The 25,816-nt window shown below is 71.4% G+C and carries 20 protein-coding genes and 1 tRNA gene; 9 read left to right on the top strand and 12 right to left on the bottom strand.

The window, feature by feature from the left end; all coding sequences use genetic code 11:
- Positions 1-25: 25 nt before the first annotated feature.
- Both Van01_RS26105 and Van01_RS26110 read right to left on the bottom strand, forming a co-directional pair.
- Positions 26-1,669 carry an FG-GAP and VCBS repeat-containing protein gene (locus Van01_RS26105; protein WP_204012924.1) on the bottom strand — a complete coding sequence of 548 codons (1,644 nt, stop codon included), beginning with the start codon at positions 1,667-1,669 and terminating at the stop codon, positions 26-28.
- A 245-nt stretch (positions 1,670-1,914) separates the two neighbouring features.
- Positions 1,915-2,001 (bottom strand) — tRNA-Ser (locus Van01_RS26110).
- Positions 2,002-2,076: 75 nt separating this feature from the next.
- On the opposite strand from Van01_RS26110, the gene deoD reads away from it, so the two are divergent.
- The 3 genes from deoD to Van01_RS26125 all read left to right on the top strand — a co-directional run bounded on the left by deoD (position 2,077) and on the right by Van01_RS26125 (position 3,996).
- A complete protein-coding gene (deoD, locus tag Van01_RS26115) occupies positions 2,077-2,784 on the top strand; it encodes a purine-nucleoside phosphorylase (protein ID WP_204012927.1) in 708 nt (235 codons plus the stop codon).
- 124 nt (positions 2,785-2,908) lie between these two features.
- Positions 2,909-3,547: a TetR family transcriptional regulator C-terminal domain-containing protein gene (locus tag Van01_RS26120; protein ID WP_204012930.1), complete on the top strand. Its 639-nt coding sequence runs from the start codon at positions 2,909-2,911 to the stop codon at positions 3,545-3,547.
- On the top strand, positions 3,544-3,996 hold the full coding sequence (locus tag Van01_RS26125) for an acyl-CoA thioesterase (protein WP_204012932.1): 453 nt from the start codon (positions 3,544-3,546) through the stop codon (positions 3,994-3,996). Before Van01_RS26120 ends, Van01_RS26125 begins: the two co-directional genes overlap by 4 nt.
- A gap of 10 nt (positions 3,997-4,006) precedes the next feature.
- Here Van01_RS26125 and Van01_RS26130 read toward each other — a convergent pair whose 3' ends face one another.
- The 3 genes from Van01_RS26130 to Van01_RS26140 all read right to left on the bottom strand — a co-directional run bounded on the left by Van01_RS26130 (position 4,007) and on the right by Van01_RS26140 (position 5,920).
- Positions 4,007-4,516 carry a nucleoside deaminase gene (locus tag Van01_RS26130; protein WP_204012971.1) on the bottom strand — a complete coding sequence of 170 codons (510 nt, stop codon included), beginning with the start codon at positions 4,514-4,516 and terminating at the stop codon, positions 4,007-4,009.
- A 145-nt stretch (positions 4,517-4,661) separates the two neighbouring features.
- A complete protein-coding gene (locus Van01_RS26135) occupies positions 4,662-5,192 on the bottom strand; it encodes a tRNA adenosine deaminase-associated protein (RefSeq protein ID WP_204012934.1) in 531 nt (176 codons plus the stop codon).
- A 386-nt stretch (positions 5,193-5,578) separates the two neighbouring features.
- Positions 5,579-5,920, bottom strand: coding sequence for a hypothetical protein (locus Van01_RS26140; protein WP_204012936.1), 342 nt, complete (start codon positions 5,918-5,920; stop codon positions 5,579-5,581).
- Positions 5,921-6,002: 82 nt separating this feature from the next.
- On the opposite strand from Van01_RS26140, the gene Van01_RS26145 reads away from it, so the two are divergent.
- The 3 genes from Van01_RS26145 to Van01_RS26155 all read left to right on the top strand — a co-directional run bounded on the left by Van01_RS26145 (position 6,003) and on the right by Van01_RS26155 (position 10,973).
- Positions 6,003-6,761, top strand: a complete 759-nt coding sequence (locus Van01_RS26145; protein WP_373306293.1) for a M23 family metallopeptidase — start codon at positions 6,003-6,005, stop codon at positions 6,759-6,761.
- A 163-nt stretch (positions 6,762-6,924) separates the two neighbouring features.
- Positions 6,925-9,837: a glycosyl hydrolase gene (locus Van01_RS26150; RefSeq protein WP_204012940.1), complete on the top strand. Its 2,913-nt coding sequence runs from the start codon at positions 6,925-6,927 to the stop codon at positions 9,835-9,837.
- 71 nt (positions 9,838-9,908) lie between these two features.
- Positions 9,909-10,973, top strand: coding sequence for a PHP domain-containing protein (locus Van01_RS26155; RefSeq protein ID WP_204012942.1), 1,065 nt, complete (start codon positions 9,909-9,911; stop codon positions 10,971-10,973).
- A 22-nt stretch (positions 10,974-10,995) separates the two neighbouring features.
- On the opposite strand, the gene Van01_RS26160 is transcribed toward Van01_RS26155, so the two are convergent.
- Positions 10,996-12,003 carry a DMT family transporter gene (locus tag Van01_RS26160; RefSeq protein ID WP_204012945.1) on the bottom strand — a complete coding sequence of 336 codons (1,008 nt, stop codon included), beginning with the start codon at positions 12,001-12,003 and terminating at the stop codon, positions 10,996-10,998.
- A gap of 87 nt (positions 12,004-12,090) precedes the next feature.
- On the opposite strand from Van01_RS26160, the gene Van01_RS26165 reads away from it, so the two are divergent.
- Positions 12,091-12,690, top strand: coding sequence for a Uma2 family endonuclease (locus Van01_RS26165; RefSeq protein WP_204012947.1), 600 nt, complete (start codon positions 12,091-12,093; stop codon positions 12,688-12,690).
- Between the two features lie 49 nt (positions 12,691-12,739).
- Positions 12,740-14,410, top strand: a complete 1,671-nt coding sequence (locus tag Van01_RS26170) for a DUF885 domain-containing protein (protein WP_204012949.1) — start codon at positions 12,740-12,742, stop codon at positions 14,408-14,410.
- Positions 14,411-14,460: 50 nt separating this feature from the next.
- On the opposite strand, the gene pgfA is transcribed toward Van01_RS26170, so the two are convergent.
- The 4 genes from pgfA to Van01_RS26190 form a co-directional block, all read right to left on the bottom strand.
- Positions 14,461-15,606, bottom strand: a complete 1,146-nt coding sequence (gene pgfA, locus Van01_RS26175) for a cell envelope lipid trafficking protein PgfA (protein ID WP_204012951.1) — start codon at positions 15,604-15,606, stop codon at positions 14,461-14,463.
- Positions 15,607-15,674: 68 nt separating this feature from the next.
- A complete protein-coding gene (locus Van01_RS26180; RefSeq protein WP_204012953.1) occupies positions 15,675-16,496 on the bottom strand; it encodes a class I SAM-dependent methyltransferase in 822 nt (273 codons plus the stop codon).
- A complete protein-coding gene (locus tag Van01_RS26185) occupies positions 16,493-20,749 on the bottom strand; it encodes an alpha-(1->3)-arabinofuranosyltransferase domain-containing protein (protein ID WP_204012954.1) in 4,257 nt (1,418 codons plus the stop codon). Before Van01_RS26185 ends, Van01_RS26180 begins: the two co-directional genes overlap by 4 nt.
- The gene (locus Van01_RS26190) at positions 20,746-22,413 is read right to left on the bottom strand and encodes a substrate-binding and VWA domain-containing protein (RefSeq protein WP_204012955.1); all 1,668 of its coding nucleotides are present in this window, start codon (positions 22,411-22,413) and stop codon (positions 20,746-20,748) included. Before Van01_RS26190 ends, Van01_RS26185 begins: the two co-directional genes overlap by 4 nt.
- A gap of 259 nt (positions 22,414-22,672) precedes the next feature.
- On the opposite strand from Van01_RS26190, the gene Van01_RS26195 reads away from it, so the two are divergent.
- Positions 22,673-23,827: a glycosyltransferase family 4 protein gene (locus Van01_RS26195; protein WP_204012957.1), complete on the top strand. Its 1,155-nt coding sequence runs from the start codon at positions 22,673-22,675 to the stop codon at positions 23,825-23,827.
- Between the two features lie 99 nt (positions 23,828-23,926).
- On the opposite strand, the gene Van01_RS26200 is transcribed toward Van01_RS26195, so the two are convergent.
- Both Van01_RS26200 and Van01_RS26205 read right to left on the bottom strand, forming a co-directional pair.
- On the bottom strand, positions 23,927-24,088 hold the full coding sequence (locus Van01_RS26200; protein WP_013736401.1) for a hypothetical protein: 162 nt from the start codon (positions 24,086-24,088) through the stop codon (positions 23,927-23,929).
- On the bottom strand, positions 24,085-25,803 hold the full coding sequence (locus Van01_RS26205; RefSeq protein ID WP_204012959.1) for an MmpA family trehalose lipid delivery protein: 1,719 nt from the start codon (positions 25,801-25,803) through the stop codon (positions 24,085-24,087). The genes Van01_RS26200 and Van01_RS26205 overlap by 4 nt, the downstream gene beginning before the upstream one ends.
- Positions 25,804-25,816 lie beyond the last annotated feature (13 nt).

Below are 25,816 nucleotides of genomic sequence, written 5' to 3' on the forward strand. Positions count from 1 at the left end.
CTCACCATCTTGAGCCGCACGCTGACTATCGGGCCGCGAGGCACTTGCCGTAGCTCATGAGGACCAGACGATCGGTGTTCATCGACCGTCCATTCCAGGAGGTGGACTGCGGGACGAGTCCACCGGAGGCCCCGTGGAACCGGGACACCGTCCCAGACCCGTAGCCTGCCGGATCACCTGTCACCTCTTCACCCGGTGATCCGACCACGGCGTCCAGCGGACCGGTTCCGTTGAGGTTGAGGATCGCCACCGAGGCACCGAACGCGTCGTTACGCTCCGCCCCGCCCGGAACCACCGAGTGGTCCTGGTCGAAACCCTGAGCGCCGCTGCCGGTCAGCCCCGACGACGTTCCCTTGAGCAGCGCGATCGTGCCCGCCTCGGCCTTCGTACCGATTGCCTCGCCGGGCGCGCCGACCAGCACGTCCGCCCGACCGTCACCTGTCACGTCACCCACCGCGAGCGTTGCGCCGAACCGGTCCTCGTCCTCCTGGCTGCCCGGCACGCCCGGCGTGGCCTGCGTGAACACCTTCACGGCGCTGCCGGAGAGACCACCGGTGCTACGGCCGGTGAAGACCGCGACCAGACCGGCGTTGATGTGAGGGCCCGGGCCCTGGGCACTAGGTGCTCCGGCGACAACCTCGCCCAGGCCGTCTCCGTTGACATCACCGACCGCGAGCGACCTGCCCAGATACCAGGCGACGGTGAACCGATGGCCGGTCGCGTGGTGGATCGCGGCACCGGTGACCGAGGTGGCGCCGCTGAGCTTCACCCCGCTCGCCGATCCCCACATCAGGGTGACCATCCCGCTGCCGGCCGCGCCCGAACCGTCGTTCTCGTGCGGCGCGCCGATGACCAGGTCGGCGTACCTGTTGTTGTTGACCTTCCCGATCGCCAACGCCATCCCGAAGTGATCGCGGTGCTCAGCCGAGCCGGGCACCGCAGCCTGGTCCTGATGCAGTTGCTGGGCACCGCTGCTGGTCAGGCCGTCGATCCCGCCGTAGAGGACGGTGACCGCACCCGCCTCCACCACCTTGCCTATCGACTCCTTGTGGGCACCGACGGCCAGGTCGTCGCGGCCGTCGCCGTTGATGTCACCAGCCGCCAGGGACGCGCCGAACTCGTCGTAGTTCTCCGAGTCGCCGGGCACCCCAGGCGAGCCCTGACCGAAGTGTTTGGTCGAGTCGACCACCAGCCCGGCACGGCTGCCCGGGACGACCCAGACACCACCGCCCCGGGCCTTGTTCGCCTGGTCGATCTCACCGCTGTCGCCGATCGCCAGGTCGTCGAAGCCGTCACCGTTAAAGTCACCGGTCGCCAGGGCCACACCGAAGTTGGACGAGATATTGTTCGTCATCGAGCCCGCAAGGTAGTCCACCTGGGGCGCGGACGAATAGTGGACCACCACCACACCGCTCGGGTAGTGGGGCACCTGGCTGTAGTTGAGCGTATCGGTACTCACCGCGATGTCGTCGACACCGTCCCCGTCGAAGTCGGATCGGGTCGCACCCGTCCCCCTCATCGGGGTGACCGCCTTCGCCACCCGCTGGAACTGCATCACGAGACCGTCCCGGGTGATGATCCGGTACTCGCTCGCCGCCTGCGCCGGTGCAGTCACCGCCAGCCCGGCCAACACCGTCAGAACACTGAGCCCGGCAAGCTTCCGCCGCATCGAAATCCTCGCATCCCCGTAGTCGCTCCCACATCCTAGGGATACGTAGATCAATAACCATGTCCGGTCGGCCAGACCTGGCAACCTCTACGGCCGGACCTGGTGCGGTGCCCGAGTGGGACCGAGGGCGGTCCGGGTCGGGGGTTCGCGGCGTGAGCCACAATCGGTGGCTGCGTTCTGAGATCGGAACGCGGAACGCCCGGCCGGTCCTCGCGGACGTACCGGGCGTTCTCGCTGTTCATGAGCGGTGGCGGCGGGATTTGAACCCGCGGAGGGCGTAAACCCTCACACGCTTTCGAGGCGTGCTCCTTAGGCCACTCGGACACGCCACCGCCGACGAGGGTACAGGACCACAGGTTCCGACACCGAACCGGTCCCGGCCGGGTTGGCCTGGCAGGATCTCTGCCATGAGTACGCACATCGGCGCGAAGCCGGGCGAGATCGCCGAGCAGGTCCTGATGCCGGGTGACCCCCTGCGGGCCAAGTGGATCGCGGAGACGTACCTCGAGGGCGCGAACTGCTACTCGACGGTGCGGGGCATGTTGGGCTTCACCGGCCGCTGGAACGGCGTGGAGGTTTCCGTACAGGGCTCCGGGATGGGCATGCCCTCGGCTTCGATCTACGCCCACGAGTTGGTGAACGAGTACGGCGTGAAGTCGCTGATCCGGGTCGGCTCGTGCGGCGCGTTGACCGAGGACCTCCAGCTGCGCGACGTGATCGCGGCGATCGGGTCGTCCACCGACTCGAACATGAACCGGATGCGTTTCGACGGGCTCATCGACTACGCCCCGGTGGCCGACTTCGGGTTGCTGCGTACCTCGGTGGAGGTGGCCGAGCGGCGCGGCATCGCCATGCGGGTCGGGCCGATCCTGGCTGCGGACGCCTTCTACACCGACCGGCCGGACCTGTACGACAGCCTCGCGGAGTACGGCGTGCTGGCGGTGGAGATGGAGTCCGCGGCGCTGTACACGATCGCGGCCCGGTTCAAGGCGCGTGCGCTGACCCTGCTGACGGTGAGCGACCACATCAAGACCGGCGAGAAGACCACCTCCCAGGAGCGGGAGCAGACCTTCGGCCAGATGGTCGAGATCGCCCTGGACACCATCGTCGCCTGAGCCGAGCGAGCCGACGTCCCGCCACCCCCGTGCGGTGGCGGGACGCTCTCATGTCGGCCGCCGGTGACAACCGTCACCGCAGAAATATATCCGACCGGTCGTTCTTATTTAGTAGTCTCACCGCATGAACGTCGACGGTCGGCTCGCCCGGGGCCAGCGCACCCGCACCGCGGTGCTGGACGCCGCCGTCGGCCTGGCCTCCGCCAGCGGCCTCGACGGGCTCTCCCTCGGCCATCTCGCCGAGTCGCTCGGGGTCAGCAAGTCCGGCCTGTTCGCGCACTGGCGCTCCAAGGAGGAGTTGCAGCTCGCCACCATCGACCGGGCCGTCGCCCAGTGGCAGGAGCTGATCATCGCTCCGGCGCTGCGCACCTCCCGGGGCGTACGCCGGATCCACGCCCTGCACGAGGCCCGGATCGAGTTCTACGCCGGCCGGGTGCTGCCCGGCGGCTGCTTCTTCGCCACCACGGAGTTCGAGTTCAACGCCCGGCCCGGCGCGGTCCGCGACCGCCTCGCCGAGGTCTTCGCCGCCTGGACCGCGTTCCTGGAGCGGCTCGTCACCGAAGCGGTCGAGCTTGGTGAATTGCCCCCCACCACGGATGTCGCGCTGCTGGCGTACGAGATCGACGCGTACGGCATCGCCGCCGCCATGCGTTCCCGCCTGCTCGACCCGGAGGTCACCTACCGGCACGCCCGCCTCGGCGTGCTGAACCTCCTACGGGCGCTCTGCCCGGATCCCGCCCTGCTACCGGAAGGCCCCGCATGAGTCACGCAGTCGCCGAACAGCCGGCCGTCGAGTACGGCCACGTCGAGCAGGCCATGGTCCACTTCGACGACCTCGACGCCCTGGGCATCCTGCACAACGCCCGGTACGCACTGCTGCTGGAGCGGGCGCTCACCGCGTACTGGTCCGACCGTGGGGTCGCCTACCAGGCCGGACGGGCCAGCACGCCCGACGTGTTCCACGCGGTACGCGAGTTCACCATCAGCTACCTCGCGCCGGTCACCGGCACCGGCCCGATCGCCGTGCACTTCTGGCTGGAGCAGCTCGGCACCAGCAGTGCCAGGTACGCCTTCCGTTTCCACTCACTCGACGGCAGCACGACGTACGCGCAAGGACACCGCGCGGTCGTCCGGCTCGACCCGGCAACCCTGCGGCCGGCCCCGTGGACCGACACCGCCCGGGCGGTAGCCACCACGCTGCTGCGCTCCTGACCCCTGGGCGTCAGCGGAAGAATGCCCGCAGAACTGCTGCGTTCTCGGCTTCCAGGATGCCGCCATACACCTCGGGGCGGTGGTTGAGCCGGCGGTCACGCAGCACGTCCCAGAGCGAACCGGCGGCACCGGTCTTGGGTTCCCAGGCGCCGAAGACCACTGTCGAGACCCGGGCCAGCACCAGCGCCCCGGCGCACATCGTGCAGGGTTCGAGGGTCACCACGAGGGTGCAGCCGTCCAGCCGCCAGCGGCCCAGCCGCTGGGCCGCCCGGCGCAACGCGAGCACCTCGGCGTGCGCGGTCGGGTCGCCGGTCAGCTCCCGCTCGTTGCGACCGGTCGCCAGCTCGCTGCCGTCCGGCCCGTAGAGCACCGCGCCCACCGGCACGTCGCCGGACTGGCCGGGCTCGGCGACGGTGTCACCGCCCGCCGAGGCGACCGAGCCGGCAGCACCAGCCGGCGACGCCACGTCCCCGACCTCGACCGCCGGGCCGGTCACCGCGACTTCGAGGGCGCGGCGCATCCAGAGTTCGTGGCGCTGTCGGCGGCCGGTACCTGTCGGGTCGGCCAGGCCCTCGTCGGCCCCCGGCCCGTGGCGGCCCACCGAACCGGGGGTGATCTGCCCTGGCCGGACCGTCTCCAGCGCCGGATCGGTCACGTCGAAGGGCTCAGACCTCACGCAGTTCCTCGACGTCGTCGACGCAGCCCAGCACCTGGCAGATCTCGGCAGTGACGTCGGCCGGCATCATCCCCTCGTGGGCGCAGAGGCCGAGCAGACGCTGCGCGGGGATGCCCAGGTCGGTCAGGAGGTCCGCTTCGCCGACCGGGTCCGCCTCCGGGTCGACGGCGGGTTGCTCGTTGTCGTCGCCGCCGCTGGTGACGGCCGGACGCACCTCTTCGGTGTCGTCGAGCCCGGTCACCGACGTCTTCAGGTCACCGACAAGCAGCGAACCCAGCCGGGATTCCTCCGCGTACGCCGAGTCCGAGCCGAAGACCCGCAGGTCCTCGCCCTCGTCGAGGCGCAGGATGACCAGGTACGTGTCGTCCGCCTCGACGAACAGCAGCGACAGGTCCGCGTCCGGGGCGATGTCGCGGAGCCGTTCGGCGACCTCGTCGACGTCGGCGGCACCCCGCAGGTTCAGTTCGGCGGCGGTCCAACCGCCCTTCTCACGTACGACGGCCGCAGCGAAGTACGACACGGTTCCCCCAAGTTGCCTCGGCACAGCACTCGCCGATCCGTTACGCGTGCACGTTAGCCGGTCGGGTCGGCAGGCGACCGGTCAACGCCCCGAAGGGCCGGTCATTCCTGGGGAAAGGTTCTCCTGGCCGCTCAGCCGGCAAGGCGTCGGCGAGTGGCGATCAGCTGGCGGAGCCGTTCGGTGCGAGCACGCTGTGGCCGTTCGCGTTCGCGTACCGCGCGCGCGTCCGCCAACTGCGCCAGGAGCTGAAGGCGGCGGCGGCTGCGATCAGGGTCCAGCCGCGGAGTGGTCCAGGCCATACCGGGAGAGTGCCGAGTTACGGCCATCCAGTCAAGACGGGTTTCGGTGTCCGCCCGACGACGCACCGCAGTCACCGTCGACGGGGTTCACCAGAGCGGCCAGTCACCGCTGCTCACCCAGCGGGTGGCGACCGCCGCGGCGACGATGCTCCACCCTCCGGCGGTGACTATCGCGATGCCCGCGGCCACCCCGCGGTCGCCGTACCTGACAAGCGCCAGGGCCGCGATCCAGGCCAGCGCGCCGGCCAGCAGCGTCCACCAGACGTACCCGACGAGACTCCCGCCGAGCAGGCCGAAGAGGACCAGCCAGAAGAGGGTGCCTACCGCTCCCGCCGCGACCCCGGCACCGCCGACCGGGTGCGGCTCCCGGTAGGTGGGGCGCGGTGGCCGCCCGGAGGGAAAGAGGCCGGACGGGTTGTACGGCAACACCGGTACCACTCCTCCACACGCACGGACGCTGTGCCCATCACCGTATCGAGTCTGTCAGGATGGCCGGATGGTTCCGCTGACGATGGGACGCCGGCGCGGGTACGCCGTGTTGCTGCTCGTGCCGCTGCTCGCGGCGGGCGGCTGCGGTGCGCCCGGCGCGCCGACGGACGCCGGCCCGCCCGTCGTGGCCAGCCCGACCGCCGTTACCAGCCCGACGGCCACGGACAGCCCGACCGCTGCGGCGACCACCGGCGAGCCCACCGCGACCAGCGCGGCGCCCGACCTCACGGACCAGCCGGCGGCGACACCGCGCAAGGGCCTGCCCCACGTCTTTCCGGTACGCGCCAGGAAGGTGGCGTACCACCCGACCCACTCGGCGTACCCGGGGACGGACATCTTCGCCGACTGCGGTGAGCCGGTCGTCGCGGTCACCGACGGCACGGTCGGCGAGGTCAGCCGCCGTGACCGGTACAAGAAGAGTGGTCCGCAGGGGCCGTACAACGGCGGCCTTTCCGTGTCGGTCATCGGTGATGACGGGGTGCGCTACTACGGCTCGCACCTGACCGAGATCGCCGAGGACATCGACGCGGGGGTGCGGGTACGCGCCGGTCAGCGGCTCGGCACCGTGGGCCGGACGGGCAACGCCAACAACGTCTGCCATCTGCACTTCGGCATCTCTCCGCCGTGCCCGGGCGAGGACGGCTGGTGGATCCGCCGGGGTGTGGTCTGGCCCGCGCCGTATCTCGACTCGTGGCGAAAGGGCGGCAACCGGGAGCCGGCGGCCGAGGTGGCCGCGTGGCATCGCAAGCACGGCTGCCCGACGAAGCCGCCCGCGCGCTGATACCGCGTCATCCGCGTTTCATCAGTCCGAAACATTGACGCAGGTCTCGCCGTGAACTACCGTCCGGCATAGTGAGAGAGCGCTCTCTCCGGTAACTAAATTCACAATACCGACGAAGCGTGCGCCGACCGGCGCGGCCGGGCCGGCACGCGTTGGAGGAAAGATGAGACCTCCCGTCCCACGCCGCCCTCACCATCGGATCCTCGCCGCCACCGCCGCCGCGACCCTCGTCCTCGGCGGGCTGGCCGTCATCGCCAGCTCCGCCGCGCAGGCCGCGCCGGTCGGCGCCGGCAGCTACACCACCACACCCGTCGGCCCGCTCCCCGGCGGCTGCGGGAACCTGACCACAAACCCCCGGCAGTTCGCCACGAACGCCGCCCCGCCGGGACCGGTACCCACGAACGACTGGTGGTCCTCGCTGCTGTGGAAGCGCCTGAACTGCGCCTTCAGCGAGCCGTTGCACGCGCATCCGGTGTCCTACCAACCCGTCACCGACGGGCTGGGCTTCTCCGCCACCTCGACCCCCACGATCACCGGCACCGCCACCGGAGTCGGCGAGTTCAAGTACCCGTACGTCGAGGACATCCGGGTCGGCGTGGCCGGGCTGGCCGCCCCCAACGTGCTGGCGGACGACTGGACGGACTGGACTGTCACCCCGTACTGGAGCGACGGGGCACGGACGATGCGCGCCACAATCGGCCACGGGTTGCCGCTTGCGTACTTCCGCACCAGCGGTGGCGACGCGGTGATCAACGCGACGGGTGGCAGCCCCACGGTCTGGTCCAACAGCGGAAGCACGATCGGTTTCACCGTCCGTGGCCACGACTACGTGGCGTACGCGCCGACCGGCGCGACCTGGACCGTCAGCGGCAGCCGGATCAGCTCCAGCCTCGCCGGACGCGGCTACTTCAGCGTCGCGCTGCTGCCGGCCACCGGCGGCGGCACCGCCCGCACCCAGCTCGCCGGCAGCTACGGCCAGTACGCGCACGCCCACGTCACCGGCACCCGGGTCAGCTACAGCTACAACGCGGCGACCAGCCGGGTGGAGACCCGCTACGCCTTCACCACCACACCCCGCGAGGGCACCGAGACCCGGACCGTGGTCAGCCTCTACCCGCACCAGTGGCGGGCGCTGGCCGGCGTCACGCCGATCACGCCGACCTACCCGTCCGCCCGAGGGCGGATGAAGGTGGTCACCGGCGTCGGCGAGTTCCGCACCTCGATGCGGTTCAACGGCGTGCTGCCCGAGCTGCCCGCCGTCGCCACCGGGGCCGGCGCCGACCTGACCACGCTGCGGCAGCAGTTGACGGCGGTGCGGAGCAACCCGATGGACCAGCGCGGCGGCGACACCTACTGGACCGGCAAGGGACTCGGCCGGGCGGCCCGCATCGCCGAGATCGCCGACCTGGTCGGGGACACCGAGACCCGTACCTCGGCGCTGAACGCCATCCGCTCCACCCTCAACGACTGGCTCACCGCATCGTCCGGCGAGACCGAGCGCCTCTTCTACTACGACCAGCGGTGGGGCACGCTCATCGGCTACCCCGCCTCGTACGGTTCCGACCAGGAGCTCAACGACCACCACTTCCACTACGGCTACTACATCGCCGCCGCCGCGACGCTTGCCAAGTTCGACCCGAACTGGGCCCGGCAGGACCAGTACGGCGGCATGATCGACCTGCTCATCCGGGACGCCAACAACTACGACAGGTCGGACACCCGCTTCCCGTACCTGCGCGACTTCGACATCTACGCCGGGCACGACTGGGCCTCCGGGCACGGCGCGTTCGCCAGCGGCAACAACCAGGAGTCGTCGTCGGAGGGGATGAACTTCGCCAACGCCCTGATCCAGTGGGGGCAGGCCACCGGCAACACCGCGGTACGCGACGCCGGCATCTTCCTCTACACCACCCAGGCAGCGGCGATTCACGAGTACTGGTTCGACGTCACCGGGGAGAACTTCCCCGCCGAGTTCGGGCACTCCAACGTGGGCATGGTGTGGGGTGACGGCGGCGCGTACGCCACCTGGTTCAGCGCAGAGCCGGAGATGATCCAGGGCATCAACCTGCTGCCGAACACCGGCGGCCACCTCTACCTGGGCCAGCACCCGGACTACAACTCGGTCAAGTACGCCGAACTGGTCCGCAACAACGGCGGCGAGCCGACCGTGTGGCAGGACATCCACTGGCAGTTCCTCGCCCTGGGCGACGCCGACGCGGCCCTGGCCAAGCTGCGGGCCAACCCCGGTTACACCCCCGAGGAGGGGGAGAGCCGGGCGCACACCTTCCACTGGATCCGTAACCTGGCCGCCCTCGGCCGGGTCGACACCGGAATCACCGCCGACCACCCGCTGGCCGCCGTGTTCAACCGCAACGGCGCCCGGACCTACGTGGCCAGCAACATCTCCGGTTCGCCGCTGACCGTACGGTTCTCCGACGGCACCCAGCTGACCGTGGCGGCCGGGCGCACCACCACAGGTGGAGCGCACACCTGGAGCGGCGGCAGCGCCGGTGGGGGTACGCCCCCGAGCCCGACGCCGACGCCGACGTCCACCCCGACGCCGACGCCCACGCCGACTCCCACCCCGACGCCTACCGACCCGCCGTCCAGCTCACCCGTGCGCTATCTGCTGTCCGGGGGTGGTCTGGGTGCCTCCGGCACCGCCGGCACGACCACGGTGAGCAGCGCCGGTGGCGCGAACCACGACGGCACGCCGCGCAACCCGGTGGTCTTCACCGCTACCGGGCTCAACCTCAACCACAACGGCGGGCAGACCGCGTTCGACCTCTTCCTGGACGCCGGCACGGCGGTCGGCAACGGGGTGCAGGCCCGTGTCTCGTACGACCTGACCGGTGACGGCAGCTGGGAGCGGGTCGAAACGTACCGCTACTTCGCCACCGACCCGGTGTCGGGCTGGGAGCACTACACCCAGGGCGCCGGGCTGCACTCCAGCAGCGGCGCACTCGGCAACCTGCGTGGCGGCACCGTCCGGGTGGAGGTGTGGTCGGCCATCGGCAACAACCCCACAACCCTCGGTGTCGGTGACCGCTCACTTGTGCGGCTGCCGTACGCCTGATCCCGCACCTGATCCGCCCCGCGCCGCCGGTCGTACCCCGACCGGCGGCGCGGCCGCGTAGGTTGCACTGCATGACCGAGCGAGACCCCATCGCCGACCTGCGCCGGATCGCCTTCCTGCTGGAGCGGGCGAACGAGGCCACCTACCGGGTACGCGCCTTCCGTTCGGCGGCCAAGGCGCTCGCCGCGCTGCCGGTCAAGGAGGTGGCTGAGCGGGCCCGCGCCGGCAGGCTCACCGAGCTGGCCGGAGTCGGTGACGTCACCGCCCGCTGCGTGGCCGAGTCGGTGGCCGGTGAGGAACCGGTCTACCTGCGCCGGCTGGTCGCCACCGAGGGCACCGACCTGGACGCCGAGGCCACAGCCCTGCGTACCGCCCTGCGCGGCGACTGCCACACCCACTCGGACTGGTCCGACGGCGGGTCGCCGATCGAGGAGATGGCGCTGGCCGCCGTCGAGCTGGGCCACGAGTATCTGGTGCTCACCGACCACTCGCCCCGGTTGAAGGTGGCCCGGGGACTGACCGCCGATCGGTTGCGTAGCCAGCTCGAACAGGTGGCCCGGCTCAACGAGGCGTTGCCGGAGGGGTTCCGCATCCTCACCGGCATCGAGGTGGACATCCTCGCCGACGGTTCGCTCGACCAGGACGAGGAGTTGCTGGCCCGGCTGGACGTGGTGGTCGGGTCGGTGCACAGCGGCCTGAACGACGACCGGGCGAAGATGACCCGCCGGATGCTGGCCGCCGTCGCCAACCCGCACCTGGACATCCTGGGCCACTGCACCGGTCGGATGGTCTCGTCCCGGCCGGCCGGGGTGACCGGTCCGGGCGACCGGGGGCACCGCGCCCGGACCCGGGCCGAGAGCGACTTCGACGCCGACGCCGTCTTCGCCGCCTGCGTGGAGAACGACACCGCCGTGGAGATCAATTCGCGCCCGGAGCGGCAGGACCCGCCGAAGCGGTTGATCCGGCGGGCGCTGGAGGCTGGTTGCCGGTTCGCCATCAACACCGACGCGCACGCCCCGGGCCAGTTGGACTGGCAGCGCTTCGGCTGCGAGCGGGCCGCCCTGTGCGGAGTCCCCGCCGACCGCGTGATCAACACGTGGACGGCTGACGAACTGGTCGCCTGGACCCGCGGCTGACCGCCTGGCCGCCCGCGTTCGGTCAGCGGGTGGCGGGCTCGACGACGGGTGCCGTTGGCGTGCCCACGCCCGCCGCCACCCGGCGACGCCGGCCGAGCAGGCCCTGCGACACGGCGACGCCGATCAGCACGATCAGCGCGCCGACCGGCTGGTGCCAGGTCAGTCGCTCGCCGAGCACGACCGCACCGATCAACACCGCGAACACCGGAATCAGGTACGTCACGGTGGAGGCGGTGGTCGCTCCCACGATCCGGATGTTCCGTAGGTGGATCACGAAGGCGAGCCCGGTGCCGAGCGCGCCCAACGCCAGCACGGCCGCGAGCACCCGCGGCGACAGCGCGGTCGGCAGCGGCGGCGCACCGGCCACCACAGGTGCCACGATGGCGAGCTGGACCGCGGCGACGATCAGTTGTGCCGCCGACAGGGACAGCCCGGACAGGGTGCTGCCGGCGATGAACTTCTTCTGGTACGGGATGGCCAGGCCGTAACAGGCGGCGGCACCGAAGCACATCAGCTGGCCGACGAAGTGTGCACCGCCGATGCCCTGCCACACGCCGAGCACCACCATCACCCCGGCGAAGCCGAGCGCCAACCCGACGGCACCGCGTGCGGTCAGCCGCTCGGTGCGGAACACAAGCACCGCCAGCGGTAGCACGACAAGCGGAGTGGTCGCGTTCCAGATGCCCGCGAGCATCGACTCGACCCGCTGCTCGCCGTAACCGAACAGGGTGAACGGCAGCGCCACCCCGAAAGCGGCGATCACCGTCAGGTGACCCCAGACCCGCGGATCGCGGGGCAACCGGTCCCGCAGCACGGTGAGGACCACAAGCAGGGTCAGCGCGCCGGAGCCGACCCGGTAGAGGGTGAGGTGCAGCGGGTGCAGCTCGGCCACCCCGACCTTGATGAAGAGAAAGCTGGAGCCCCAGATCGCGGCGAGGGCGATGAAGCCGGGCAGCCAGCTCCGCAGCGCCGGTCGGTCAGGGGTGAAGTCGCCTGTCACCCCTGACACTCTGCCCCCGGGGTCCGACATTGTCCTGCGGTTTTCGGCCGTCGTGTCGCGCGCCACAGAAACCACATACATTTGTAGGGCGTTGACCGACCGAGGAGGTGTAACACCATGGCGATGCCGATCCGCTTCGACCCGCTCGTCGATCTCGACGGCATGTGGACGACCCAGTTCGCCGACCGCTACCTCCCGTTGCCTGAGCTACCCGATGCGCGGTACGAGTGCATCGACGGAAGGTTGGTCATGACGCCCGCTGAGGTCGGCACGAACAGCTACGGCGAGATCGAACTCGCCCATCTACTGAAAGCCGCCGCCAGAGCTCACGGCTTCTACGTCTTCGGTCAGGTGAACCTGACCTTCTCCGCGCAGCGGTGGATCCAGCCGGACATCACAGTGCTGCACGCGTTGCCGAAGACGGACGAGGAGGATCGCTGGATCCCCGCCCACCTCTGCACCATGGCCGTGGAGTTCGTCTCCCCCGGCAGCCGCCGGCAGGACTTCGTCGACAAGCCGAGGCGCTGCGCGGAGGGAGGGGTGCCCTACTTCATGCGGGTGGAGATCTCGCGCCGGCTGCGGCACGCCGCGGTGGAGCTGTTCACCCTCGGCAAGCTCGGCAGGTACGACACGCTCGCCAAGGCGGTGAGCGGTGACCGGCTCCGCGCCGACGAGCCGTTCCCGATCGACTTCGACCCGGCCGACCTGCTGCCCTGACCGGTTCGGCGGCACCATCCGGGCGTCCGCCTCGCGTAGGGTGCGCAGCGTGGGAAGAATCGACGATCTCGCGAACCGCTACGTCGCCGACTGGGCCGTACTGAGCCCGACCGGTGCCACCTACGTTGGCATCGCCGGCCACGACGACAAGTTCGACGACCTGTCCCCCGACGGGTACGCCGCACGCGCTGACCTGACCCGACGCACCCTTGCCGAGCTGGACACCATCGACCCGGCGACGGAGGCCGAACGCACCGCGCGGGAGGCGATGCAGGAACGCCTGGGCCTCGAACTGGACAGGTACGACGCCGGCGAGACGGCCAGTGAGGTAAGCGTCATCACCAGCGGGCTGCACGAGATCCGGATGGTCTTCGACCTGATGCCCACCGAGGGGGAGCAGGCCCGGGCCAACCTGGCCGCCCGGCTGAACCTCTTCGCGAGTGCGTTGGAGGACTACAAGACCACGTTGCGGGAGGCGGCTGCGGCCGGACGGATCAGCTCACGCGCACAGCTGATCGAGGTGGCCAAGCAGTGCGACACCTGGGTCGATCCGGACGGTGACAACGTCTTCCACGGGCTCGTCGAGCGGCTGGGCGAGGATGGCTCCCTCGGCTCCGAACTGCGTCGCGGTGCGGCGTCGGCCACTGCGGCCACCGCCGAGTTCGGGCAGTTCCTGCGTACCGAACTCGCCCCGCACGGGCGGGAGAAGCAGGCCGCCGGGCGGGAGCGCTACGAGCTGGCCTCCCAGTACTTCCTCGGGGCCCGGATCGACCTCGACGAGACGTACGCCTGGGGCTTCACGGAGCTGGCCCGGCTGGAGGCCGACATGCGGACGGTGGCCGCGCAGATCGCCGGTCCGAGCGCCACCATCGACGAGGCCGTGACGGCGTTGGACGCCGACCCGGCCCGCACCATCCGAGGTCGGGACGCGTTCCGCGACTGGATGCAGGAGCTCGCCGATCAGGCGATAAGCGACCTCAACGGCACCCACTTCGACATCCCCGAGCAGGTCCGGCGCATCGAGTGCATGATCGCGCCGACAAGCGACGGCTCCATCTACTACACCGGCCCGAGTGAGGACTTCGCCCGGCCCGGTCGGATGTGGTGGGCGGTGCCGCAGGGTCTCACCGACTTCTCCACCTGGCGCGAGGTGACCACCGTCTACCACGAGGGGGTCCCCGGGCATCACCTCCAGATCGGCCAGACCGCCGTCCGGGCCGAGTTGCTCAACCGCTGGCAGCGGCTGCTCTGCTGGGTGTCCGGGCACGGCGAGGGTTGGGCGTTGTACGCCGAGCGGCTGATGGAGGAACTGGGTTATCTGGACGACCCGGGCAACCGACTCGGGATGCTCGACGGCCAGGCGCTGCGGGCGGCCCGCGTGATCGTGGACATCGGCATGCATCTGGAGCTGGAGATTCCCAAGGACAACCCGTTCGACTTCCACCCGGGTGAGCGGTGGACCCCGGAACTGGGCTGGGAGTTCCTGCGGGCGCACTGCCGGGTACCTGACGAGATGCTGCGCTTCGAACTCAACCGCTACCTGGGCTGGCCGGGGCAGGCGCCGTCGTACAAGGTGGGCGAGCGGATCTGGCTACAGGCGCGGGAGGACGCGAAGGCCCGCAAGGGCGCGGACTTCGACCTGCGGGAGTTCCACCGCCAGGCGCTCGACCTGGGTGCGCTCGGCCTCGACCCGCTCCGCCGGGCCCTGGCCCGACTCTGACACCGCGGGGCGGGCCTTGACAGGCCCGCCCCGCGACGTCAGTTCCGGTGTTACTGCTTCTCCGACTCGCCCTGCGCCGACCGCTGGCTCGGCACGGTGGACTCCTCGGACTTCCAGTTGGTCGTGGCGGGCGGGATCTCGTCGGTCAACGGTCCGCCCTCCCGCGCGTCGTCCCGCACCGGCGGCTGGTCGACCCGGGTCGGTGCCGGGTCCGCGGCGGCGGCGTGCCGGGGCTCGGTACGCGGGGTGCGGCTACGCGAGACCAGCAGCCCGACGAGGATCAGCACCAGGCCCAGCACGGCGATGCCGAGCGGCGCGAACACACCGAGGATGGTGAGCTGGCCCCGGCTCTCCTCGGCCCGCTCCACGGAGGACGCCACGGTCTCCTCGTTGTAGGAGAAGTCGGCGTCCAGCAGCGTCACCGGCGCGCCCGTGTTCGGCACGAGCACCTTCTTCTGCTGCTCCCGGACCTTGAGGTAGGAGCCGGTGACCGGGTCCACCCAGACCGTACGGGTGTTGCTGTAGACGACGTCGCCGGACGTCGAGCCCGGAGCGAGCGCACCGAGCAGCAGCGCGACCCGGTCGGTGGCCAGCGGCAGCTTCTCGTCGGTGATGACCTGCTCGTAGCGGTACGCCTCGATGCCGTTGATGTCCTCGGTGCCCTGGAACTCAGCCATCCGGGTCTGCCGCAGATCCCTGTCGAAGACCTCGTAGTTGCCCTGCGCCGAGTTGAACGGGAACTTGTAGACCTGGCCGGCGAACGAGATCTTCTCCGGCGTACCGCTCTCGTCGAGGAACTGCTCGTTCCACTCGACGGCCGCCGCGGAGACCCGGTCCAGCGCCAACTCGGCGCCGTACGCGCTGACCAGCGCCTTGGTGTCGGTCCGCTCGACGGTCTGGCCGACCCGCCAGACCACCGCGTCTCCGGCGAGGTCGCCGCTGAGCGCCGCGGTCTTGGCGCGCTCCGGGGTGACCTGGATGGTCGACCTCAGGTCCGTCTGCGTAACGATGTCGACCGCGCCGTTGGTGATCTGTAGGAACGTCGCGCCCTTCGCCTCGGCCACCGATGTCGCCGGCTCCAGGTCGTAGGGCAGCTTGGTCATCGCGGGCTTGACGACGAACACCAGCCCGGCGGCCAGCGCCAGGAGCAGTACGCCGCCGCCGAACAGCACGGCACCCACGGCGCGGTGCTTCATGTTTCCTCCCTGAGGAGCTCAATATCGTCGATTTCAATAAGTGAGATGGCCGCGAGGTTACTACCTAGTCACATAGCCACGCGACCCCCGGTCAGCTCTGATTTCTCCACCGCACCGGGCTGCCGCTCCCCGGCCCGACGCAGTACGAGCACGAAGTTCCACGCCGCCACCTCCCGGATGCCCGGCACCCGGATCACCCAGCGGGCCCACCACGGGTGATAGCGCGGCAACGCGTCAAGCACCTCGACGTCCCGGTTGCCCCGAGCCCAGCGCAGCGTGTCGGAGATCGAGACCGGGAAGAGCGTCTCCCGGTAGCGGTTCTTCGGCGGCCGTCCCGTCCGTCGTTCGTAGCGACGGCGGGCCCGGTTGCCGCCGAGGTAGTGCCAGGGCGCCGTCTCGTGGCCACCCCAGGGCGACAGCCACGGGGTGTACGAGACGAAGATCAGCCCGCCGGGCCGGGTCACCCGCACCATCTCGTCGAGCATCAGGGGTGGCTCGGCGACGTGTTCGACGACGTTCGACGAGAACGCCACGTCCACGCTGCCGCTGCGGACCGGTAGTGCCGTGCCGCTGCCCCGCAGCATGCCCGACACCGACTCACCGGCCGCGGAGAAGTCCCCGACGTCCGGATCCAGCCCGATGTAGCGGGCGCCGGCCGCTCGGAAGGCGGTCGCGAAGTACCCGGGGCCGCCGCCCACGTCGAGCACCGTACGGCCGGCCAGCCCGATGTAGCCGGAGACCTGACGTACCGAGTCGGTGGCCAGCAGTCCGTAGAAGTGGTCGGGGTCGGTCTGCTCCACCAGGAACGCCCGGAACAGGGCCACCGACCGGGTCAGCGAGGCGAAGCGGCGTCGCTCCGCCCGCCGCGTACGGTCGTCCGCTGCCGTCACCGCGTCACCGCCCCGTCCTCGTCCCTGCCCGCAGCCGCGTCCGGCGGCTCACCGGACGTGCCCGGCGTCACATCATGCGCGATGATCTCCCCGGGGCGTACACCGGGGACCGGAACAACCGCGGCGACCACCGCGCCGATCGCGACCAGCATCGCCGCCTGCACCCACGACCGGTACGCCCAGTCCTGTCCGTGGCCCTGCAACCGACCGGCCACGGCGGTCACGGTGGCCACTGTCAGCCCGCCGAGCACCACCACCGGCAGGGCCCGCACCGCCAGCTGCCGCAGCAGCATCGCGGCCAGCACGATGGCCACCGGGAGCACCCCGCCCAACGCGGCGAGCAGGACCACAAGCAGCGCACCGATCGCCCAGGCCGGGGCCTCCGCCGCGATGGCGTCCGCTTCGTCCCCGGTCGTCGTCCGGCGGCGCACCGGCCAGACCGCCAGGATCAGCACGCCGACCACGGCCACCGCGCCGGCCGCCAGCCCGCCCCGGTACGCCCGGTCCGGGGCGAAGACGAGCCGGACCTCACCGCCGGAGCCGGCCGGCAGCACCCACGCTTGCTGCCATCCGTCCACCCGGGAACGGGTGAGCGCCGCTCCGTCGAGAGTGGCCGTCCAGCCGGCGTTGGCATTCTCCGGCACCACGAGCAACGCCTGCTCACCTGCGGCGACCCGCACCGTCCGGTCGGTAGCCGCCCAGTCGAGCACCGTCACCTCCCGATGCCGGGGTGCCAGGTTCGCATCGCCGTCCGGCCGCAGGGTCGCGTCCTGTACGACGAAACCCTCCGACGGCGAGGTGGCCAGCCGGTGCCCGCCCGCCGGCAGGTCCAGCACCGCACCGTCCTCGCCACAGACCCGGACCGGCACCGGTCGCCCGGCCAGCACGTCCGCGAGGCTGGCGGTGACCGAGGTGTCGTACCGGAAACCGTCGAGTTCGACTGCCGGCCCGTCACCGCAGCGTTCCACCACCCGGGTGTCGGTGTCGATCGGCTTCAGCAGGCTCGCCAGCGCCGGGATCTCCACCTCCGCGATGCCCGCCGTGGCGGGCCAGCCGTTGCCCCGCAGATCGGCCAACCGGTGCTCGGTCTCCCGCACCACGATCTCGATCCGGTCGGTGCGCAGCGCCGGGAAGCGGACGGTCCCGTCGGCCTCGACCGGCACCCGTACCTCGCGATCCGGTGTGTGGATCTCCACCTGCCGGGGGAGCGAGCCGATCGGCAACTGGCTGCCCCGCAGGCGCAACCTGTCGATGCGACGCTCGCCGGACCAGCGCAGCTTGAGGGTGGGCCGCAGATCCTCGGTACCGGCCAACCAGGCCGTGTCCGGATCACCGTCGATCGCCGCGTACGCGGCCACGGCCGGGTCACCGCTCAGCCGCGACGACGACGTCGCCCTCACCTTCGTACCGGAGAACGTCAGCTCACCGCCCGGACGCGGCAGCGCCGACAGCTCCATCCGGTACGTGCCGGCGGCCGGATTGCGGAACAGCCGGTCCAGGCCCAGCGGTTCCTCACCGACCCGGGCCAGGAAACGGTCGCACCTGATCACCGTGCCCTCCGGCCGGCCGGACGCCCCGCCGGAGCCGCCACCGGGCAGCGGGTCGGTGCCTGTCCGCTGGGCCGGGTAGCACGCTGGCCGGTCCGCCGGTCCACGGCTGAACGCCCAACTGACAGGCGTCGACAGCCCGTCCGGCAGATCCGTCGGGGCCCGCAGCGCGCGCCGCGGCTCACTGTCCGGGATGGACAGATCGTGGATGCCGACCCCACCGTCGAGACGACCGCCGGCCACCGCCAGCACAGTCACCCGGATCCGGCTGGTGGGGCCCGGCAACGTGTAGTACGAGTGCCCGCCGAGCGTGGCGGCCACGTCGTGGTCCACCGAACCCCGATCGGTGGTGAGTCGGAACCGGGCCACCGGCCAGCCCACCGCCAGATCGCTGACGAACGCGAGTCGTACGCTGTCCACCTGGCGTGGGGTGTCCAGATCCACCTGGAGCCACTGCCCGACCGGTCCGGCCAGGGGCGCCGAGCGCCAGGCGGTGCCGTACTCCCCGTCGACGGCGGCGAACGGCAGGTGCGAGGGGTCGGCCGGGCCGAGACTGTCCACGAAGCTCACGGCCGAGGACGCCGTCACCGCACGGATACCCTGGTAGGTCGCGGTCGTCTGGTGCTGTTCCCCGGCGAAGGGCAGCACGTCGAGGGCGACGCGGCCCTGCCGTCCCGCCTCGTTCGCGGTCAACGTCTGGGAGAGGTTGTCCCGCACCCGACCGATGTCGCGCTCCCGGCGACGCAGACCGTCCGTGACGATCCACCGATCGCCGACGACATCGGCCGGGGAGTCGTCCCGATCCCCGGTGAGCACCACCGGCCGGTCCCGTTCCACAACCCCCTGTTCCAGCAGGGGAAGCAGCGACTCCGGACCACCGCTGACCGTTGGCACGTCGGCGGTCAGCACCGCCGAAGCGGCCGGCACCGGCCGCTGCACCTCGTACACCTCGATTGCCGGCGGGGAACCCGCGCCGTCGTCCACCGGGCTGCCGAGGGTCCGGGACAGCGCCTCGGTGGTGCCGAAGGTGGCCACCCGCGCGATGCCTGGCGAGTCGGCAAGTGCCCGGCGCAGCACCGCCACCGGCGGCGCGTCCACCTGGGTCCGGTCGATGTCGTTACGCAGGAGCAGGTTCCGGAAACCGGAGCGGGCGAGCAGGTCGGCAAGGCCGGCCGAGCCCCGGCCGCTGGCCAGCACCTCTTCGACGGTGTCCATCATCCGGGTGTTGCCCGCCGAACCGAGCGGCACCTGGTGGCGGACCGCCCACGGCGCTCCGGCTAGCGCCTGCAACGGCTCGTCGACTGTGCGTCCCCAGTCGTACTGCCCGAAGCCGGAGCCGGGCACCACCAGGGTGCGGGCCAGCGCGTCACGGTCGGCCAGCCAGGTCGCCGCCGATCGCCAGTGCGACGGCAGGTCGGACCAACCCGGGCCGGGACGGAGCAGGCCCAGCCAGGCCGGTGCGGCAGCCCCCAGCACGAGCAGCAGCACCGGTACGAAGACCAGCGGACGCAGCCGGATCCCGGGCCGGCGGCGGGCCACGGCGTTGTGCATCCGGGTGGCCACCGCGTCGACGCCGTGCGCGAAGCCGAGCATCAGCGGCAGCCGCAGCACCGGATCGAGCTTGTGCACGTTGCGGAACGGCGCCAACGGCCCGTCCAGCAGATCGCGGACCAGCCCGGAGACCGGGCTGTCCACAGCTCCGACGTAGCCGATGGTGAGCAGGGTCAGCCCGGTGAGGAACCCGGCCACCAGGAAACGCCGCTGGGGCAGCAGGTTGCCGGCCAGCCCGGCCAGCCCGATCAACGCCACCACCGCGGTGAGCGCCATCAGCACCGGGTGGTCGATCAGCAGCCAGCCCGCCGGCCACCACGGTTCGCCCTGCACGATGTACGCGACCCACTGGTTGGTGCCGCGTACCGCCTGGAACAGGGAGGCCACTGCGGTGGTCGTGGTGGACGACTCGATGTAGTCGAGGAAGGGCAGGCTGTACTGGCCGAGCAGCAGCAGCGGCACGATCCACCACAGGCAGACCCCGATGACGCAGACACACCACCAGCCGACCAGGCGCAGGTGCTGCGCGTCCCACCGTCGGGTGAGCATCCAGACGCCGGGCAGCAGCAGCGCCATCAGCACCACCGCCGCGTTGATCCCGCCCATGCCGAGCACGGCCAGGGCGGAGAGCGCGGCGGCTCGGCGTGGGGAACCGATCCGGCGTACGGTCACCAGCGGCAACAGCACCCAGGGCAGCATCGAGGCGGCAAGCGTCTCCGAGGAGAGCGCGCCGACCTCGGTGAGGATGCGCGGGGCCAGCGCGTAGCCGAGCGCCGCCGCGTACCGCGTCGGTTCGGTGCCGATGTCCAGCGCCCGGGCCAGCCGCAGCAGCCCGTAGAAGGCCGCGGCCAGCAGCAGTGCTGTCCAGAGCCGCTGCGTGATCCACGGCGGTACCGCCAGCCACTGCCCGGCGGCGAAGAACGGCCCCATCGGGAACAGGTAGCCGTACGCCTGGTTCTGCAACTCGCCCGAGGTGGCTTCCGGGTTCCACAGGTGCAGCGCCCGGGCCATGAAATGGATCGGGTTCGCGGCCAGGTCGAGTTTGGTGTCGAAGGTGACCTGGCCGGGCCGCTGGCCGAAGGCGATCGCGGTGAGCAGCAGCAGGGACAGCACGGTGCCGGGTGAGCGGCGCAGCCGCGCCGGCAGCCCTCTCATCGACGACACTCCGGCGGCAGGCAGCTCAGGTCGGCGAGCGCCGAGAAGAAGATGCGCCGCATCCCGCCCGGCTGCTCGGTGACGAATACCCGCCCGCCGGTGACCTTCGTGATGGCCTTCAGCTCCTCCGGGTCGATGTCCGCGCCGAGACCGATGAAGATGATCGGCAAGGGGCGGCGTGGTTCCTGCAACCGCTTGAGTTCGGCCAGGAAGTCGGCCCGCCCGACGGTGTCCTCGTCCTCGTTGCGCCCGTCGGTCATCACGAGCACCAGGTTGATCCGGCCCGGGGTCCAGTTGCGGCGCGCGTCGCGGTACGCGGCAAGCGTGCTGTCGTACAGCCCGGTGCCGCCCTGCGGCTTGACCCGGACCTCAGCCAGGGCCTCGGTCAGCTGTTTGCGCTGGCTGCCCAGCGGGCGCACCGGCAGGATCTCGCGGTGGTCCCGGTCACCGTCGACCTTCGTGGAGAAGACCCAGATGCCGAGTTCGCTGTTGTCCAGCAGCAGCGCCGCGCCCTCCCGGGCGGCCCGCACCGTGGCGTCGAGTCGGGTGCCACCGGCCGGCACCGGCGCGGCCATCGAGCCGGAGATGTCCAGCAGGGTGAGGATCCGGGCGCTGCGCTGCACGCCGCTCCACCCGGTCAACACGTCGCTGACCCTCTCCTCGGCGGGCAGTGGCACCGGCTGGCGTTCCTCGGCCCGCAGTCGATCGTCAGCCGGCATGGCCGGCGGGAAACCGGCCGAGGTCCGGAACCCGTAGCCGGCGAACACCTCCCGGGCCTCGCCGGTCAGCAACTTGTCGAGGAAGGCACCACCGGCGTCACGGGCCCGGCCCTGCGCGCCGGGTAGCACCACGTACGGCAGGTCGAGCCAGGGCACGTCGACCTCCGGGTACGCGGCGACCAGCTTTCCGGTGGCCGCCAACGCGTTGTGTTCCAGCACCGCCTGTTCACTGGCCGCGACGACACTTGCCCGGCCCGGCAGGTCCCGGTTCGGGGTCAACGAGCTGGCTTCCTCGGCCGGGCTGAAGGTCCGCTCGGCGAGCCGACGCAACGTGGCCGCCACTGTCGCCGCCGAGTCCCGGTTGTCGTCGGCAAGTGCCCGGGCGCCGAGCAGGGCACCGACCCCGGCCGGGTCGGCCGCCGGGTCGGGCAGCCCGACCTGGACGGTTCTCGCGCGGGCACCCAGGAGCGAAGCCCAGTTCAGCGGCTTGTCCGGCCAACCGGATCGACGCGCGACGCGCTCGTTGACGGCCAGCACCACAGGGGTGCTCGCCACCGACGTGCCCTGGCCGGGCACCTCGAACGCGCCGGCGGCGCGGGCCCGGCGCAGCCAGAACGTCGACTCCGGCAGCCACGCGTCCCCGACGTCGACGCCGTCGGCGAGTTCCCGGGCGACCGCCGCAGACGGTCGGGCCTGCACCTCGACGGAGACGCACGGCTGGCTTCCGGCGTTGGCTCGGGCCACCCGGTCCAGCGCCGGTGCGATCACCGGAGCGGCCACCACTCGGAGGCGGACCTGTTCGACGCAGGTCGGGGTGCCCCGGTCGGCCCGGATGTACGCGACCGCCGCCCAGCCGGCCAGCAGCAGCACCAGGGCGGCACTGAGCAGCACCACCGGTGAGCGGCGGGCGAGGGCGCGCGTCGGCGCGGGACGGTCGGCAACCACCGCCGCCTCACCTCCTCGTCACGCCTGCGGGCGATCTCCCACCGCAGGTCACAACACCTGCCGCGACGAGATCGGTAAGCAGACACCGGGCATCGCACGCGGTTGCGCTGCACACCCTGCCAAGGTTTCCGCCCGTCGGCAAACCCCCCGTCGACGACCCGTTACCGGATCGTCGCCGCCGGATCTGCCCATTGCGCAGCCGGGCCGCACCGCCCTAGGGTGGCGCGATCGTGCTCACTTACTCACCGGTAGGAGCAGCGTGGACAACTCCGGCACCTCCTCCCGCCACGTCCTGTTCCTCAACTGGCGAGACACCACAAACCCCGAGGGTGGCGGCTCCGAGGTCTACATCGAGCGGATCGCCGCCGAACTGGTCACCTTCGGTCACCAGGTGACTCTGCTCTGTGCCGCCCATGGCAACGCCGGGCCGGCCGGGACCACCGAGTCCGGCGTACGCGTGCTGCGTCGCGGCTCCCGGATGACCGTGTACCTCCGGGCGGCGCTGATCTGCCTCGCCGGTCGGTTCGGGTTCGGCGCGCTCAGCCGGCGAGGTCTCGGCCGGCCGGACCTGATCATCGACGTCTGCAACGGGGTGCCGTTCTTCGCTCCGCTCTACGCCGGGCGGCCGGTCATCGCGCTGGTACACCACGTACACCGGGAGCAGTGGCCTGTGGTGTTCGGGCCCTGGATGTGCCGGCTGGGCTGGTGGATCGAGTCCTGGCTCGCGGTGCGGCTCTACCGGCGGTGCCGCTACGTCACCGTCTCCGAGGCCAGTCGCGCCGAACTGGCGACCCTCGGCGTCGACGCCGAGCGGATCGACGTGGTGCCCAACGGCACCCCGCCGGTGACCGGCCCGGCACTGCCCCGTACCGACAACCCGTCGCTGCTGGTGCTGGGGCGCCTGGTTCCCCACAAACGGGTCGAGATCGCCCTGCGTACCGTCGCCGAACTGGCCGACGAACTGCCCGACCTGGAGCTGGTGGTCGCCGGCCAGGGCTGGTGGGAGGAGCCGCTGCGTGAACGCTGCGCCGCCCTCGGGATCACCGACCGGGTGCGGTTCACCGGCTTCGTCAGCGAGGAGGAGAAGCACGCCCTGCTCAGCTCCGCCTGGCTCGCCCTCACCCCGTCACTCAAGGAGGGCTGGGGTCTGACCATCGTGGAGGCCGCCGCCCGCAGCACCCCGACCGTGGCCTTCAGGTACGCGGGTGGGGTCGCCGAGGCGATGGTCGACACGGAGACCGGCCTGCTCGTCGACGACGAGCAGGAGTTCACGGCGGTCGTCCGGGAACTGCTCGCCGACGATGTCCGGCGCAAGGCGATGGGCGAGGCGGCGCTGGCCCATGCGGCGCGCTACACCTGGACGGCGACAGGTGCCCGGTTCGCCCAGCTGGTCACCGCGGCGACCGCCCGCTGACCGACGGATCCCGCCGGCTGGTCGTCGGCGCTGATGCTGTCGGTTCTGGACACGACGAAAGGCGCCCGCGTGCTGCGGGCGCCTTTCCGCTGTTCGAGGTCAGCGCGTGCCGTACAGCGGGGCCTCGGTCTGCTCACTCACCTTGGAGTTGGCGGCCTCCTTGGCGGACGGGCTGAGCACGTTCGCCAGACCGACGCTGCCGAGCATGCCGAGCACGACACCGAGTACCCCGACGGCGACGAACGCGGGCAGGTTCCTCATCCACCTTCTCCTTCCGCGGGACTCGCGTGCCGGGACGCTACCACGCGGTAGCACCATCGCGCAGTGCCCGAAAAACCGAGAACCAGCACCACCGTTCCGGCCAACAGATGGGCCAGACCCACCGGACCGGGACGGCTCGGCTCGGGAGCCGCACGCCAGGCCGGATTCTCGTACAACGACAGCTCGTCACCGGCGTACACCGGGCGCAGTCCGGCCAGCGTCGCCGGATCCGGCGACGGGCCGGCGGCGCGCTGCACCAGCACCCAGCGGGGCCCGGCCGCCGCCACCGGCTCGCCGGCCGCGAGCAGCTCACGCAGCCGGGCCGCGCGGGGGTCCTCCCCGGCGACAGCGGTGCCGTCGACCCGCAGCGTGTCGTCGATCAGGACCGGGACGCCGAGGTAACGAGGCGCCGGGTCGATCACGACCCGGCCACCGTTCCACGCGTAACTCTGGTACTCCTGGAACGGCAGCGACACCACCTCGCCGGGCCGCTCGTCGACCAGCCGCGCCACAGTCGCCCAGTCCGCCGGCCACGCCACCGGCCGTAGTCGTCCCACCCCGCCGACGGCGAGGTCGGGCATCACCGCCAGCGGCAGCAACGCCGCCCCGGCCAGCAGCACCCGCCCGGTGGCCAGGTCGAACCGGGCCGCCAGGTGTGCGGCCAGTCGCTCCGCGCCGACCGCCCCGGCGATCACCACCAGCAGCACGTACGGCACCAGCAGCTTCTGCCCGTCGCGGAGCAGCCCGGCACCGGGCACCGCGGCGACCAACCAGCCCAGCAGGCTCGCCCCACCGGGCAGCACCCCGAGTGCGGCACCAAGCCACGAGGCGACCGCCAGCAGGCCGAGCCGACCGGCGACCGGTGCCGACCAGCGGCGCCACAGCACCGGCACGCCGCACCCGGCGACCGCCAGCACCAGCAGCGTCGCCAGTGGTATCAGCCATCCGCTCCGGGAGGCCGGGGTGGCCTGCCCGTTCCAGATACCGCCGGTGCCGGCGAGCGCCACCAGCGGACCCGCCCAGTTCTCCGCTCGGGCGGCGAAGACCGTCACACCGGCCGGGTCGGACCGGCCGGTCCCGGCGCTGACGAACCCGGCCACCAGCCACGGCGCGTTCAACAGCACGACCGTACCCACCCCGGTCAGCGCCGCCCGGGCCGCCCCCGGGTACCGGCCGACCAGCAGCACGGTGACGACCACCAGGGCGAGCAACCCGCCGGTCGGGGTGATCGCGGACGCCGCCGCCGCCAGCAACAGCCGGCGCAGCGCACCCCGCTCCGCGCCACGCACCCCGATCGCGGCGCGCACCAGCCAGGGCAACGCGGCGTACGCGACAAGCAGCCCCCACTGCCCGATCAGCAACCGCTCGGCCAGGTACGGCGTCCACGCGTACCCGAGCGCGGCCACCACCCGCACCCCCACCCGCCCGGTCGGCACCAGCCGCGCGGCACCCAGCGCGGCCAGGTAGAGGATCGCCACAAGTACCAGCCGTTGCAGCAGCCATCCGGGGAGCAACTGGTTGGCCAGCGCCACCACGGCGTCCTGCGGAACGGCCCGGGGCAGGGCCGTGGCCGGGGCGATCATCTCCCAGCTCAACGTCGACCTGGGCACGAAGACCATGTCGTAGCGCAGCACGTACCCGGGAAGGGCCAGCGGCGCGAGCACCACCGCCGTCACGGCGGCAGCCACCGCGTGCGGCACCAGCCGTTCCCGCATCCGTCGACCTCAC

Origin of the sequence: Micromonospora andamanensis, assembly GCF_016863495.1 — a bacterium.
Lineage (GTDB): Bacteria > Actinomycetota > Actinomycetes > Mycobacteriales > Micromonosporaceae > Micromonospora > Micromonospora andamanensis.

Coding starts and splice junctions, on each gene's coding strand:
- Van01_RS26105 (WP_204012924.1), bottom strand. CDS start 1,669: ATGCGGCGGAAGCTTGCCGGGCTCAGTGTTCTGACGGTGTTGGCCGGG.
- deoD (WP_204012927.1), top strand. CDS start 2,077: ATGAGTACGCACATCGGCGCGAAGCCGGGCGAGATCGCCGAGCAGGTC.
- Van01_RS26120 (WP_204012930.1), top strand. CDS start 2,909: ATGAACGTCGACGGTCGGCTCGCCCGGGGCCAGCGCACCCGCACCGCG.
- Van01_RS26125 (WP_204012932.1), top strand. CDS start 3,544: ATGAGTCACGCAGTCGCCGAACAGCCGGCCGTCGAGTACGGCCACGTC.
- Van01_RS26130 (WP_204012971.1), bottom strand. CDS start 4,516: ATGCGCCGCGCCCTCGAAGTCGCGGTGACCGGCCCGGCGGTCGAGGTC.
- Van01_RS26145 (WP_373306293.1), top strand. CDS start 6,003: ATGGGACGCCGGCGCGGGTACGCCGTGTTGCTGCTCGTGCCGCTGCTC.
- Van01_RS26150 (WP_204012940.1), top strand. CDS start 6,925: ATGAGACCTCCCGTCCCACGCCGCCCTCACCATCGGATCCTCGCCGCC.
- Van01_RS26155 (WP_204012942.1), top strand. CDS start 9,909: ATGACCGAGCGAGACCCCATCGCCGACCTGCGCCGGATCGCCTTCCTG.
- Van01_RS26160 (WP_204012945.1), bottom strand. CDS start 12,003: ATGTCGGACCCCGGGGGCAGAGTGTCAGGGGTGACAGGCGACTTCACC.
- Van01_RS26165 (WP_204012947.1), top strand. CDS start 12,091: ATGGCGATGCCGATCCGCTTCGACCCGCTCGTCGATCTCGACGGCATG.
- pgfA (WP_204012951.1), bottom strand. CDS start 15,606: ATGAAGCACCGCGCCGTGGGTGCCGTGCTGTTCGGCGGCGGCGTACTG.
- Van01_RS26185 (WP_204012954.1), bottom strand. CDS start 20,749: ATGAGAGGGCTGCCGGCGCGGCTGCGCCGCTCACCCGGCACCGTGCTG.
- Van01_RS26200 (WP_013736401.1), bottom strand. CDS start 24,088: ATGAGGAACCTGCCCGCGTTCGTCGCCGTCGGGGTACTCGGTGTCGTG.
- Van01_RS26205 (WP_204012959.1), bottom strand. CDS start 25,803: ATGCGGGAACGGCTGGTGCCGCACGCGGTGGCTGCCGCCGTGACGGCG.